The organism is Microbacterium sp. (genome assembly GCF_039812165.1).
Lineage (GTDB): Bacteria > Actinomycetota > Actinomycetes > Actinomycetales > Microbacteriaceae > Microbacterium.
Map to the genome: position 1 here is coordinate 1 of NZ_JBDIAB010000068.1, position 12889 is coordinate 12889.

The window sequence follows — 12889 nt, forward strand, 5'->3', positions numbered from 1 at the left end:
GTCTGCGGCGAGGCGCGCCTTGAGCGCGCGGCGGGCGGCGCGCGTCTCGGCGCGGCTGAGGGTGCCGCGGCCGCCCTCGTCGCGCACGAGGCTGCGCGTGATGAACAGGTTGATCACGCCGATCAGCAGGATGATGAGGAACAGGATCCAGGCGAGCGCCGCGGCGCGGCCGAAGTTCCACTGCCCCCAGCCGATGTCGTAGAGCCACAGCGTGACGGTGAGCCACTGGTAGTTCGCGCCGCCGGTGCCGTACTGGTCGTACATGCGGGGCTCGTCGAAGATCTGCAGGCCCCCGATCGTCGAGGTCACGATGACGAAGATGAGCGTCGGCCGCAGGCTCGGCAGCGTGATCGAGAAGAACTGGCGCACCTTGCCGGCCCCGTCGACGGTCGCCGCCTCGTAGAAGTCGCGCGGGATGGCCTGCATCGCGGCGAGGAGGATCAGGGTGTTGTAGCCGGTCCAGCGGAAGTTCACCATCGTGGCGATCGCGATGTGGCTCGCGAACGCGTTGGAGTGCCACATCACGGGGTCGAGGCCGATGTTCCCGAGCAACGTGTTGATGATGCCGTACTTGTCGCCGAACATGTTGCTGAAGATCAGGGCGACGGCCACCGGCGCCATGACGTAGGGCAGCAGCACGCCCATGCGCCAGAACGTCTTGGCGCGGATGTTCTGGTCGAGCATCGCCGCGATGAAGACGGCCACGATCAGCTGCGGGACGCTCGAGAGCAGGAAGATGCTGAAGGTGTTGCGCAGGGCGATCCAGAACTTCGGGTCGTTCACGACCGTGGCGTACTGGTCGAAGCCGATGAACTGGCCGGTGCCCCGCACGAGGTCCCAGTCCATGAAGGAGATGACCGCGGTGTAGGCGATGGGGAAGAGGCCCACGATCGCGAACAGGACGAAGAACGGCGAGATGTAGAGGTAGGGCGAGACCTTGACGTCCCACTTCGCGAGGCGGTGGCCGAAGCCGATGCGCCGGGCGGGGCGGTCGAGCGTGCGGGTGGTCACTTCACTCCTTGGCGGGGCGGTTGCCGGTGCGATGCCGGGGGGAACGGGGTCAGGGAGGCCGGATGCGCGGGCCCGTCGGGCTCGGGCCCGCGCATCCGGGGGCTCACTTGATGGCCTCGACCTCCGAGACCCACTGCTTCCACGACGCCGCGGCGTCCTGCGTGCCGTCCTCGACGCGGGTCAGCGCCTTCTGCATCGCGTCGTTGATCTGGAAGTAGTACTGCCCCTTGAACGGCGAGACGTCGACGGCCTTGGCCCGCTCGGAGAAGATCGTCCCCACCGGAGCGTCGTTGAAGTACTCGTTCGTGAAGTCGAGCAGCGTCTGGTCGGTCAGTGCGTCGTTCTGGCTCGGGAACGTGCCGGCGTTGACGAAGGCCTTGATCTGCGTCTCGGGCGAGGTCAGCCAGTCGGCGAGCTCCTGCGCGGCCGCGACGTGCTCGCCGTTGGCGGGCACGGTCAGGTACGAGCCGCCCCAGTTGCCGCCGCCGTTCGGGAAGACGTTCGCGACGTCCCACCCGGTCACGTCCTTCGCGTTGCCGGAGATGACGCCCAGCATCCAGCCGGGGCAGAGCATCGTGGCGAACGCGCCGTTCGAGAGCCCGGCGAACCAGTCGTCCGACCACTGGCCGAGGTGGGCCGACTGGGTGGCGGATGCCGCGAGCACCTGGTCGTAGGTCGCCTTGACCTCGTCGTTGGTCGTCGCGATGATGTCGCCGCTGTCGGGGTCCTCGTAGGCGGCCTCGACCTGGTTGATCATGCCCTGGTAGGTGCCGCCGGCGGAGTCGAAGAACGCCTTGCCGGTGGCCGCGACGTACTGGTCGCCGACGCCGAAGTAGGTCGCCCAGTCTCCCTGCAGGAGGTCCGCGACCGCCTCGCGGTCGGTGGGGAGGCCCGCCGCGGCGAACAGGTCGGAGCGGTAGCAGATGGCCTCGGGCCCGATGTCGGTGCCGTATCCGATGAGGTTGCCATCGGCATCCGTCGCCGCCTCGACCTTCCAGTCGAGCCAGCGGCTCTTGAGGTCGTCGGGCACGGGCGCGAGCAGGTCGGAGTAGGTCATGACCTCGGGCACCCAGTCGATCTCGATCGCCTCGATGTCGGCGAGGCCCTTCTTGCCGAGCTTCTGGAAGTAGTTCGCGCGCGCGTCGTTCGAGGTCGCCGCCTTGTTGTGGACGATCGTGACGTTCGGGTGCTCCTTCGTGTACTCGTCCAGGAGCGCGTCGGTGTAGCCGAAGTCGTTGAAGGTCGCGACCGTGAGGGTCACCTTCTCGTCCGGATCCGCCGACGGCGTGGCGCCGCCTCCCCCGGCACAGCCGGCGAGGACGAGCGCGGAGGTGGTCGCGACGCCGGCCATGAGGCCGACGCGTCGCAGTGCGCGTGAGTTCACGGTCACTCCTTCGTGTGTGGTCTGCGGCGCTCGGCCCGCGCGTGCCGTGTCGTGCGGCACGATTCGTGGGAGCGCTCTCATTGTCGTGCCAGCGACGATATGTGAGCGCTCCCACGAAGTCAAGGGAGCGCTCCCACGAATCGGTCACGGTTCGGTCACGGCATCCGGCCGAGGGCATGCGCGTGCCCCGCGTAGACTGGGATCGACCCTCCCCCGAGACTCCCGGAGCTTCGCATGCCCACCATCGTCGTCGACGTCATGCCCAAGGCCGAGCTGCTGGATCCGCAGGGCAAGGCCGTCTCCGGCGCCCTCGCCCGCCTCGGCGTCGAGGGCTTCTCGGGCGTGCGCATCGGCAAGCGGTTCGAGCTCACCGTCGAGCGGGCCGACGACGAGACGCTCGAGACCGTCCGCCGCGTCGCCGACGAGATCCTCTCGAACGCGGTCATCGAGGACGTCGTCGGCATCGAGGTCGTCGAGTGACCGTCCGCATCGGGGTCGTCACCTTCCCCGGCTCGCTCGACGACGTCGACGCGCGCCGCGCGATCCGCGTCGCCGGCGCCGAGCCGGTCGCCCTCTGGCACGGCTCGCACGACCTGCAGGGCGTCGACGCGCTCGTGCTCCCCGGTGGCTTCAGCTACGGCGACTACCTGCGCGCGGGGGCCATCGCCGCCCTCGCGCCGATCATGGCCGAGGTCAAGGACGCCGCCGGCCGCGGCATGCCGGTCCTCGGCATCTGCAACGGCTTCCAGATGCTCGTCGAGGCGCACCTGCTGCCCGGCGGGCTGATCCGCAACGCCCACCAGCAGTTCATCCGCCGCGACCAGCGCCTGCGCGTCGAGAACGCCTCGACCGCGTGGACGAGCGACTTCGAGGCCGGGCAGGAGATCGTCATCCCGCTCAAGAACGCCGACGGCGGCTACATCTGCAGCGCCGACACGCTCGCGCGCATCGAGGGCGAGGGCCTGGTCGCGTTCCGCTACGTCGGGGTCAACCCGAACGGGTCGCTCGACGACATCGCCGGCCTCACCAACGAGCGCGGCAACGTCGTGGGCCTCATGCCGCACCCCGAGCACGCGGTCGAGCCCGGCTTCGGCCCGAACACGCCCGCGGCCATGCGCTCGGGCGTCGACGGCCTGTCGTTCTTCACGTCGGCCGTCGCCGCCGTGGTGGGCGCCGCCGCGTAGCGCGCACCCTCCCGCCCCGGCCTGCGGGCCTCCCCCTCCCCGCCCCTGCCTGCGGGTCTCCCGCTCCCCGCCCCGCCTGCGGGCCTCTCGCGGCCTCGCACTCCGGCCGCCCGCCCCCGAGTCACTGCCCTACCGGCGAATCACTGTGCCGCAGCGCAGTGACTCGGCGCCAGCGCAGTGACTCGCGAGAAGGGGGAGCGACTCGCGCGGGCGGGAGCGGGCGGGAGCGGGTGGGCGCAGGCGCGGGCGGGAGCGGGCGGGCGGGTCAGGCGCGGTCGGCGGCCAGCTGCAGGACCGACTCGGCGAGGGCGCGGATGCCGAGGGCCACGTCCCCGGCGCTGACGAGCTCGTCCGGGTGGTGGCTGATGCCGTCGGGGTTGCGCAGGAACAGCATCCCGACGTCGGCGACGCTCGACATCGCCATGCCGTCGTGGCCGGCGCGGCTGAAGATCACCGCGGGGTCGTCGGCCCCGGACGGCAGGGTCGACAGGATGCCCTCGCGCACCACGTCCTGCAGCAGCGGCGCGCAGAACACCGCCGGGGCGCTGTGCACCTCGCGGGCGCGCCAGCGCAGACGCCGCCAGCCCATGATCTCGTCGAGCTCCTGCGAGATCGCGTTCCACACGCGATCCCGCGTGCCGTCGAACTCGCCGCGCAGGTCGAGGCTGAACCTCGCCTCGCCGGGCACGATGTTCACCGCGCCGGGGAACGCCTCCAGCTGCCCCACGGTGCCGATGACGTGGTGCTCGGCGCGGCAGATGCGCTCGATCGCGAGCGCCGCCTCGCTCGCCCCGAGGAGGGCGTCGCGGCGCCGCTCGTACGGCGTGCCGCCGGCGTGCCGCGCCTCGCCCTCCACGACGACCTGGAAGCGGCGCGCGCTCGCGATCGACGAGACGATCGCGAGCGACTCCTCTCGCTCGTCGAGCTCCGGACCCTGCTCGATGTGGGCCTCGAGGTAGCCCACGAGCTCGTCGGGGCGGCGGGCCGCCTCACCGATGCGGCCCGGGTCGAGCCCGAACTCGCGGAACGCCTCGCGGAGGGTCGTGCCGTCGGCATCCGTCAGCCCCCACCACGAGTCGTCCCAGTCGCCGGCCGCCGCCGCCGAGCCGAGCAGCGCCTTGCCGAACCGCGTGCCCTCCTCGTCCGAGAAGGCCACCACCTCGAGCGCGAACGGCAGCCCGACCCGGGCGGGCCGCACGTCGGGCGGGCCGATCCGCAGCAGCCGCACGACCTCGAGCGCCATGAGCACGCCCACGATGCCGTCGAAGCGGCCCGCGTCGGGCACCGTGTCGAGGTGCGAGCCGAGCATGAGCGCGGGCGTGAAGCGGTCGCCGCCGGCCGGCTCGATGCGGCCGAGCTGGTTGCCCGCGGCATCCTGCCGGGGCGTCATGCCGATCTCGCGCATCCACTCGGCCGCCAGCCGGTTCACGCGGGCGTGCTCGGGCGACAGGTACACGCGCTCGATCGCGCCGGGCGTCGCGGTCACGCGGGCGAGCTCGTCGCAGCGCGCCATCACGCGCCGCGCGGCTGCGGCCAGACGGTCGCGGTCGACGGTCAGGAGGCTCGCCGGCACCGTCACGCTCCCCGGAGGGCGTCGGCGGCGGCCTCGACCCCGCCGCCCGCGGGCACGGCCGCGCCGAACCGGCGCAGGACGGCCTCGAGCGCGGCGAGCGTGGTCAGCACCGCGTCCTCGCGCGCGTTGTAGCCCATCGTGCCGATGCGCCACACGCGGCCGTGCAGCGGGCCGAACGACGTGCCGATCTCGACGCCGAAGTCGGACAGCAGCGCCGCGCGCGCCGCGTCGCCGGGCACGCCCTCGGGGATCTCCACCGCGACGACGTTGTTCATCTTGTGCGCGACGTCGCCGAAGACCTCGAGCCCCAGGCCCTCCACGCCGGCGAGCATCGCGGCGCCCGCACGCCGGTGGCGCTCGATGACGGCATCCCGCCCCTCGAGCAGCAGCACGCGCGCGCACTCCCGCGCCGCGTACAGCATCGACGTCGCCTCGGTGTGGTGGTTGAGGCGGCGCGGACCCCAGTAGTCGAGGATCATGCCCAGGTCGAAGTAGTTCGAGCGCACGAAGTCCGCGGCCGCGGTGTCGCCCTCCTCGCGGATGCCGGCCTCCACCCGCCCGCGGGAGCGCACGACCTCCACGGCCCGGTCCGAGAGCGTGATCGGCGCCGAGCCGCTCGGCCCGCCGAGGCACTTCTGCAGGCCGGCGGTCGCGGCATCCACCCCCCACGCGTCGGCCTCGAAGGCGTTGCCGCCGAGGGATGCCGTCGCGTCGGTGTAGAAGAGCACCCCGTGCCGCGCGCAGATCTCGCCGACGTCGTCGAGCGGCTGGTTCATCGTCGTGGACGTGTCGCCCTGCACGAGGGCGAGGAGCGTCGGCCGCACGCGCACGATGGCCTCCTCGATCGCGGACGGCGCGAAGACCTGGCCCCAGGGGACCTCGATCGTGTGCACCTCGGCGAGCGCGCGCTCGGCGATCTCGGCGAGGAGGTGCCCGAAGCGCCCGAAGACCGGCACGAGCACGCGGTCGCCGGGGCGGACGAGCGAGACGATCGCGGCCTCGATGCCGGCGCGCGACGTGCCGTCGACGAGGAGGGTCGCGTCGTTGCGCGTCGCCCACACCGCGCGGTACAGCTCCTGGGTCTCGGCCATCGTGGCGGTCATGAACGGGTCGTACTGGCCCACGAGCGGCGCCGACATCGCGCGCAGCACGCTCGGGTACGCCGAGATCGGCCCGGGCCCCATGAGCAGGCGCGCGGGCGGATCGATCTGCCCCGGGATCGCTTCCGATCCGGGCGCGGCGACGACGGGTCCGGTGCTGCTCACGACGGGTTTCCTCTCTCACAGCGGGCGCTGACCTCGGCGAGCCGGCGGGCCATCCGCACGAGGGCGATGTCGGTGCCCTCGCGCGAGACCAGCATGACGCCGACCGGCGCGGGGCCCAAGTTCGACGGCACCGTCAGCAGCGGCACCGAGATCGCCGGCAGCCCGGCGATCGCGGCGGGCGTGGTCAGGCGCAGGGTCGCGGCGCGCACGCGCGCGACGCGGTCGCGCGACGCGGTCGCCATCGGGGCGGGCCCGGGCACGCACGGCAGCAGCAGCACGGCGTCGTGGACGAAGGCGTGCAGTCGCGCGCGCAGCTGCTCGAGCTCGCGGCGGGCGGATGCCTCGTCCTCGGCCGTGACGGCGGCGGCCGCGCGGAACCGCTCGGCGACGTCGGGACCGACGGCTCCCGGGTGCTCGCGCAGCCAGTCGCCGTTGTTGCGCCAGGCCTCGGCGCCCTGCACGGTGCGGAACGGGGCGAGGTAGTCGTCGAGGTCGCCGAGCCGCATGCGCTCCAGCTGCGGCGCCTCGGGCCCCGCGGCGAGGCGCGCGAGGAACGCCCCCAGCACGTTGCGCGTCGCGGGCTCGGTCGCCGCGAGCGCCTCCTCGGGCACGAGGAAGCGCCAGGGCAGCTCGGTGTCGGAGGCGCCGTACACGCGCTCGGTCGACTCGGAGCCGTCGTAGCTCAGGCACCAGTCGACCACGCGCTGCAGCGTCTCGCCGTCGCGCGTGAGCCATCCGACCGTGTCGAACGACTGCGCGAGGGGCATGAGGCCTTGGCGCGGCACAAGCCCGTGCGACGTCCGCAGCCCCCACAGGCCCTGGTACGAGGCGGGCACCCGCGCCGAGCCCGCGGTGTCGGTGGCGAGGCCGATGTCGGCCTGGCCGGTGGCGACGGCGGATGCCGGGCCGCCCGACGATCCGCCCGGGAGGGCTCCGGGGAGCGCTCCGTTGGGCGGGGTGCCGTAGTGCGCGTTGTCGCCGCTGATGCCGTAGGCGAACTCGTCGGTGCGGGCGATGCCGCGCACCGACGCGCCGCCGCGGAGCAGGTCGGTGACCGCGGGCGCGGTCGTCGGCTCGGGGCGCGCGTCGTCGAGGAAGACGGGGTTGCCGGCGCCGATGCGGTAGCCGGCGATCGCGAAGAGGTCCTTGACCGCGACGGTCAGGCCGCGCAGGGGCCCCGACCAGGCGCCCTGCCACAGCGGCTCGCCGACGGTGCGCCACACCGACCGGTCGAGCGCCCGCGCCCGCGGGGTCACGTGCGCGGCGGTGATGCGCCAGGCGCCGTCCGCGCGCTGCCACACCTGGGTCTGCAGGCCCGTGCCGCCGCCGACGTAGCGCGAGACCGAGACCAGCAGCGCGGCGTCGTCGCCCAGCTCGCGATACTCGATCCGCTCGATCCGTCTCGCCGGCACCGCCGCCCGGACGCCGCGGAACGCCGAGATCGCCTCGTGCCCGACGAGGAGGCCCGCGCCGTCGCCGCGCATCGTGTCGGGACCCGTGGCGAACGCGTCGTCCAGCACGTCGAGGTCGTTGGCGACGATCGCCGCCTCGTAGCGCTCGAACGCCGCGAGGAGCTCGGCGGGAACGACGTGCGCCCCCACGACGTCAGTCGACTCGGCCACGGGCCACCTCCGCGAAGTCGGATTCGCGGATGCGCGCGTGCACTCCGCAGACGAAGTCGACGACCTGCGAGATGTCGAAGTCGGTCGCCGCGCTCAGGTAGGCGTACGCGAGGTGCTCCTCGAGCCCCCAGCGCGCGCGGATGAGCGCGATCGCGGCGCGCACGCACGCGCGCATCGCCTCGTCGAGGTCGGGGTCGAGCCCGGTCGGCACGAGGTACTCGTCGGTACGGATGAGCGGTCCCTGCACGTCGCCGAACTCGGCGAGCGCCGCCGCGCGCGGCACGACGTCGAAGCGCAGCGTCGCACGCAGCGACGCCTCGAGCGCCGTGAGCGCGACCTCGCCGTCGCCCTGGGCGAAGTGCGGGTCGCCGACGTAGGCGAGGGCGCCCGCGACCTGCACCGGCAGGTACAGGACCGACCCCTCGGTGAGCACCTTGACGTCGATGTTGCCGCCGTGGGCGCCGGGCGGCACCGAGTGCGGCCGGAGGCCGCCGCGCACCGCCACGCCCATCGTGCCGAGGAACGGCGCGAGCGGGAACTCGACGATCCGGTCGCCGCCGTCGACGACCGGGAGCAGGCCGACCAGGCCCCCCGCGCGCTCGGCCACGGGCGTGAACACGCTGACGTCGTGCGGCCCCCGGGGCAGCTCACCGGCGAGCGCGCCGCGCCCGTGCCGGCTCGAGATCACGCCGTACGGCACGCGCGGCTCGAGTCGCACGACGGTGATCTGCAGCAGGTCGCCCGGCTCGGCGCCGGAGACGTGGATCGGGCCGGTCACGACGTGCGCGCCGTCGGTCGTGGGGTCGCGGGGGACGGATGCCGCGACCTCGATCGCGTCGAGGAGCACATGGTCGGCCGGCACGCCGTGCGCGCCGAAGAACGCCAGCGGGTCGCGGCCCTGGTCGTCGAGGAGCCCCTCGTGGCTGATCGTGTCGATCGTGACGGTCTCGCCGGGCGAGATCGTCAGCACGGCGTCGTCGTCGGCGCACGGGAGCCGGCCCCACAGGACGGTCGCCGGGGTGGCGGCGAGGTAGTGCGCGCCGAGGATGTCGCCGGTGCCCGGCTGCAGGATGCCGGGGCTCACGCGCTCGTCCTCTCGCGGGCGCGCCGAGAGGCGGCGGTGGGTGCGGTGAGCAGCAGGCCGGCCGGGGGCCGGCGGTACTGCGGGGCGGCGCCCGCGCCGCCCTCGGTCAGGTCGAACACCGAGCGCCCGCGCAGCCATGTGCGCCGGATGCGGCCGACGAGCCGCCGTCCGTCGTACGCGCTCACCGGGTTGCGGTGCAGGAGCGCCCGCGCGTCCACGGTGTGCGGGTCGTCGGGGCCGAACACCGTGAGATGCGCCGGCGCGCCCTCGGCGATGACGCCCACGCCCTCGACGCCCGCGACGGCCGCGGGCCCGGTGGTGAACAGCGGGATCAGGCGCTCCAGCGGGACGCCGCGGCGACGCGCCTCGGTCCACACCGCCGACAGGCCCACCTGCAGGCCCGAGATCCCGCCCCAGGCGAGGCCGAAGTGCCCGTCGCCGTTACGCTTGAGCTGCTCGGTCGACGGCGAGTGGTCGCTCACGATCGCGTCGATCGTGCCGGCCAGGAGGCCCTCCCAGAGCAGGTCGCGGTTGACCTCGCCGCGGATCGGCGGACAGCACTTGAACTCGCTGCCGCCGTCGGGGATCTCCTCGGCGGTGAGCGTCAGATAGTGCGGGCAGGTCTCCACGGTCAGCCGCACGCCGGCCGCCTTCGCCGCCGCGATCGCCGGGAGCGCGCCGCCGTCGCTGAGGTGCAGGATGTGGGCGTGCCCGCCGGTGCGGCGGGCGGCATCGATGACCGCGTCGATCGCCGACGCCTCGCTCTCCGGCGGCCGGGAGCGCAGGAAGCTGTCGTAGTCGCGCCCGAGCCCGTCCTCGGCGCCGAACAGCGCCGGGTCCTCGGCGTGCACGATGAGCCGCGAGCCGAGCGCGGCGACCTCGGCCATGGCGGCGTGCAGCTGCGCGCGGTCGAGGTGCGGGAACTCCTCGACCCCCGAGGGCGAGAGGAAGCACTTGAAGCCGAAGACCCCGGCGTCGTGGAGGCCCGCGAGCGCGCCGAGGCTGTCGGGCACCGCCCCGCCCCAGAAGCCGACGTCGATGTGGGCGGACGCCGCGGCCGTCGCGCGCTTGATCTCCAGCGCCTCGACCGTCGTCGTGGGCGGCAGCGAGTTCAGCGGCATGTCGACGAGGGTCGTGACGCCGCCGGCCGCCGCGGCGAGGGTCGCGGAGCGGAACCCCTCCCACTCGGTGCGGCCCGGCTCGTTCACGTGCACGTGCGAGTCGACGAGGCCCGGCAGCAGCACCGCGTCGTCGGGCACGGTGACCACGCGTCGGCGGCGCGTGCGCGACGAGCCGATGCCCGCGATCGCGCCGTCCGCGACGTCGACCTGGGCCGGCTGGAAGCGCCCGTCGATCCAGGCGCGCGCCGCCCTGATCGTGTACTCGTTGCGGGGCACCGCGCCTCCTCTCGGTCGGGTCCGTGAATCCATGGCTTCACAAACGCTAGCCACGGCGCGTTTCCCCCGTGTTACGTCGAGCCCCCGGCTGCGCCGCCGGATCCGAAACGCACGCGTAACGTGCCGTGGATACAGTCCGGCGTATGCACTTGAGCACCTTCAACGGGCTGGACGACGACGCCGCCCGAGATCTCGTGCGCGTATGGGCGGCCATCCCGACGTGGACGGATGCGCTCGTCGCGGGGCGCCCGTACGCGTCGGTGACGGCGCTGGCCTCGGCCGCCGAGAAGGAGTCGGCCGCGTGGGACGCCGACTCCCTGGCATCCGCCCTCGCCCATCACCCGCGTATCGGGCAGAAGCCCGCCGGCGCCGGCGCGGAGGCGCGGGCCTCGCGCCTGGAGCAGGCCGCGATGTCGACGGCGTCGATCACGACCGCCGAGCGGATGGCGGCCGGCAACGCCGCCTACGAGGAGCGCTTCGGGCGCATCTTCCTGATCCGCGCGGCGGGCCGCTCGGCACCCGAGATGCTGGCCGAGCTCGAGCGACGGCTGGGCAACAGCGCCGAGGCCGAGACGTCCGAGGCCATCGCGCAGCTGCGCGAGATCGCGCTGCTGCGCCTGCACGCATCCCTGACGGAGGAGACCGCACCATGACGACTGCGACGAGCCGGCTCACCACCCACATCCTCGACGCGATGAGCGGGGCCCCCGCCGAGGCGGTCGAGGTCGTCCTCCGCTCGGGCGGCGAGGTCGTCGCCTCGGGACTGACGGACGACGACGGGCGGCTCGCGATCGGCCCCGAGCCGCTGCCCCTCGGAACGTACGAGCTCACCTTCGCGACCGGCGCCTACTTCGCCGCCCGCGAGGTCGAGACGTTCTACCCGAGCGTGACGATCGCGTTCACCGTGGCATCCGACCGGCACCATCACGTGCCGCTGCTGCTCAGCCCGTTCGCCTACTCGACGTATCGCGGCAGCTGATCCGACGACGCGCGCTCCTGGGCGGCCAGCTCCTCCAGCAGCGCCGCGCCGGTCTCGAGCCCGCCGATCGACGGGACCTCGGGGCGCGCATGGCGCACGGTCAGCCAGAGCGCGACCGCGGCCTGCTCGGTCGACGTGTTGACGACGCGGTGCGGCTGCGTCGCCCAGAACGACAGCGATCCCCCCGGACCCAGCACCACCGAGCCGTCGGTGAACTCGAACGTCAGCGTGCCGCTGACGACCCTGCCCACCTCGTAGCCCTCGTGCACGAGCATCGCCCCGTCGACGCTCGACGAGGTCAGCGGCGGGTACGTCGTCTCGAACAGGTCGAGCCCGTCGAGCCGCACCGGCGTCAGCCGCCGGTACAGCACCCCCTGGCCGAGGGTCGCGATCGGGGCCGCGTCGCCGGCGGCGACGAACACCCCCGGCACCGGCTCCGCGACGCGCCCGGCGTCGAGCTCGACGGGGGCCAGCAGGTCGTGGTCGTCGAAGATCGCCGACACCGGCACCCCGAGCACCGTCACGATCTCGACGAGCCGGTTGACCGAGGGCTGCATCGTGCCCTTCTCGATCTGCGAGAGCGCGCTGGAGGAGATCCCGACCGCCTCGGCGACCGCGCGCAGGGGCAGCCCGGCACGCGTCCGCACGCGTCGCAGGCGCGCTCCCAGCTCTGACGCCGTCGCCTTCTCGACCATTCCGCCCCCGGGTCCTCCTGGGCTGCTCGGCCCGTCCTGTCACGCGAGCGACCCTCGCGAAGTGTAACCACGCCTTAACACCGCAGCAATGGCGTCGAAGTTCTTAATCGATAACTTCACACCAGGATCACGACACGTCACCCGACATCAACGATAGGAGAAACGCATGGCGGAAGTGAGCGTCTCGCTCGGAGCCAACAAGTACGGCAAGGCGGAGAACAGGGTCGTCCGGATCGTGCGCGACACCGCGCGACACGAGATCATCGACCTGAACGTCACCTCGCAGCTGCGCGGCGCGGCGCTCGTGGACTCGTACCTCGTCGGCGACAACGCGCTCGTCGTGGCCACCGACACCCAGAAGAACACCGCCTTCGCGTTCGCGAAGGAGCACGGCATCCCCTCGCCCGAGGAGTACCTGCTCACCCTCGGCGAGCACTTCGTGTCGTCCTTCGACTGGATCGAGGGCGGCGTGTGGCAGGCCGAGCAGTACGAGTGGGACCGCATCCTCGTCGACGGCGCCCCGCACGACCACTCCTTCGTGCGCAAGGGCCAGGGCACGCGCCTGGCGACCGTCACGAAGCAGGACGGCCGCACTCACGTCACCGGCGGCGTGAAGGACCTCACCGTCCTGAAGTCGACCGGCAGCGAGTTCGCCGGCTTCCCTCGCGACAGGTACACGACCCTCGTCGAGACCG

General features: G+C 73.0%; 13 protein-coding genes. 5 read left to right on the plus strand and 8 right to left on the minus strand.

The genetic code is table 11. From position 1 onward, the window contains the following. Together WML84_RS07490 and WML84_RS07495 are read right to left on the minus strand one after the other, a co-directional pair. Window positions 1-1011 (minus strand): sugar ABC transporter permease (locus WML84_RS07490; protein ID WP_347345519.1); only part of this gene is annotated, 1011 nt, incomplete at its 3' end. Between the two features lie 103 nt (window positions 1012-1114). Further along, the gene (locus tag WML84_RS07495; protein ID WP_347345520.1) at window positions 1115-2395 is read right to left on the minus strand and encodes an ABC transporter substrate-binding protein; all 1281 of its coding nucleotides are present in this window, start codon (window positions 2393-2395) and stop codon (window positions 1115-1117) included. 234 nt (window positions 2396-2629) lie between these two features. On the opposite strand from WML84_RS07495, the gene purS reads away from it, so the two are divergent. Both purS and purQ read left to right on the plus strand, forming a co-directional pair. Continuing rightward, window positions 2630-2875 (plus strand): phosphoribosylformylglycinamidine synthase subunit PurS, encoded by a 246-nt coding sequence (gene purS / locus WML84_RS07500; protein ID WP_347345521.1) that lies wholly within the window; start codon window positions 2630-2632, stop codon window positions 2873-2875. Next, window positions 2872-3579, plus strand: a complete 708-nt coding sequence (purQ, locus tag WML84_RS07505; RefSeq protein WP_347345522.1) for a phosphoribosylformylglycinamidine synthase subunit PurQ — start codon at window positions 2872-2874, stop codon at window positions 3577-3579. Before purS ends, purQ begins: the two co-directional genes overlap by 4 nt. Window positions 3580-3844: 265 nt before the next feature. On the opposite strand, the gene WML84_RS07510 is transcribed toward purQ, so the two are convergent. Genes WML84_RS07510 through allB form a run of 5 tightly spaced genes read right to left on the minus strand, consistent with a single transcriptional unit; the run spans window position 3845 to window position 10520 of the window. After that, complete coding sequence (locus tag WML84_RS07510) at window positions 3845-5152, minus strand: Zn-dependent hydrolase (RefSeq protein ID WP_347345523.1); 1308 nt, start codon at window positions 5150-5152, stop codon at window positions 3845-3847. A gap of 2 nt (window positions 5153-5154) precedes the next feature. Next, the gene (locus tag WML84_RS07515) at window positions 5155-6417 is read right to left on the minus strand and encodes an alanine--glyoxylate aminotransferase family protein (RefSeq protein WP_347345524.1); all 1263 of its coding nucleotides are present in this window, start codon (window positions 6415-6417) and stop codon (window positions 5155-5157) included. Then, a complete protein-coding gene (locus WML84_RS07520; protein WP_347345525.1) occupies window positions 6414-8039 on the minus strand; it encodes an AtzH-like domain-containing protein in 1626 nt (541 codons plus the stop codon). Before WML84_RS07520 ends, WML84_RS07515 begins: the two co-directional genes overlap by 4 nt. After that, on the minus strand, window positions 8023-9123 hold the full coding sequence (locus WML84_RS07525; protein ID WP_347345526.1) for an acetamidase/formamidase family protein: 1101 nt from the start codon (window positions 9121-9123) through the stop codon (window positions 8023-8025). Before WML84_RS07525 ends, WML84_RS07520 begins: the two co-directional genes overlap by 17 nt. After that, complete coding sequence (gene allB, locus WML84_RS07530; protein WP_347345527.1) at window positions 9120-10520, minus strand: allantoinase AllB; 1401 nt, start codon at window positions 10518-10520, stop codon at window positions 9120-9122. The genes WML84_RS07525 and allB overlap by 4 nt, the downstream gene beginning before the upstream one ends. A 143-nt stretch (window positions 10521-10663) precedes the next feature. Here allB and uraD point away from each other — a divergent pair, with 143 nt between their 5' ends. Together uraD and uraH are read left to right on the plus strand one after the other, a co-directional pair. After that, on the plus strand, window positions 10664-11173 hold the full coding sequence (gene uraD, locus WML84_RS07535; RefSeq protein ID WP_347345528.1) for a 2-oxo-4-hydroxy-4-carboxy-5-ureidoimidazoline decarboxylase: 510 nt from the start codon (window positions 10664-10666) through the stop codon (window positions 11171-11173). Beyond that, entirely contained in the window at window positions 11170-11499 is a 330-nt protein-coding gene (gene uraH, locus WML84_RS07540; protein ID WP_347345529.1) for a hydroxyisourate hydrolase, read from the plus strand. Before uraD ends, uraH begins: the two co-directional genes overlap by 4 nt. Here the strand turns inward: uraH and WML84_RS07545 are convergent. Next, on the minus strand, window positions 11475-12194 hold the full coding sequence (locus WML84_RS07545) for a helix-turn-helix domain-containing protein (RefSeq protein ID WP_347345530.1): 720 nt from the start codon (window positions 12192-12194) through the stop codon (window positions 11475-11477). The two genes, uraH and WML84_RS07545, sit on opposite strands and share 25 nt — an antisense overlap. A gap of 166 nt (window positions 12195-12360) precedes the next feature. On the opposite strand from WML84_RS07545, the gene pucL reads away from it, so the two are divergent. Beyond that, window positions 12361-12889, plus strand: a 529-nt coding sequence (pucL, locus tag WML84_RS07550) for a factor-independent urate hydroxylase (protein ID WP_347345531.1), incomplete at its 3' end; no start/stop codon positions are given.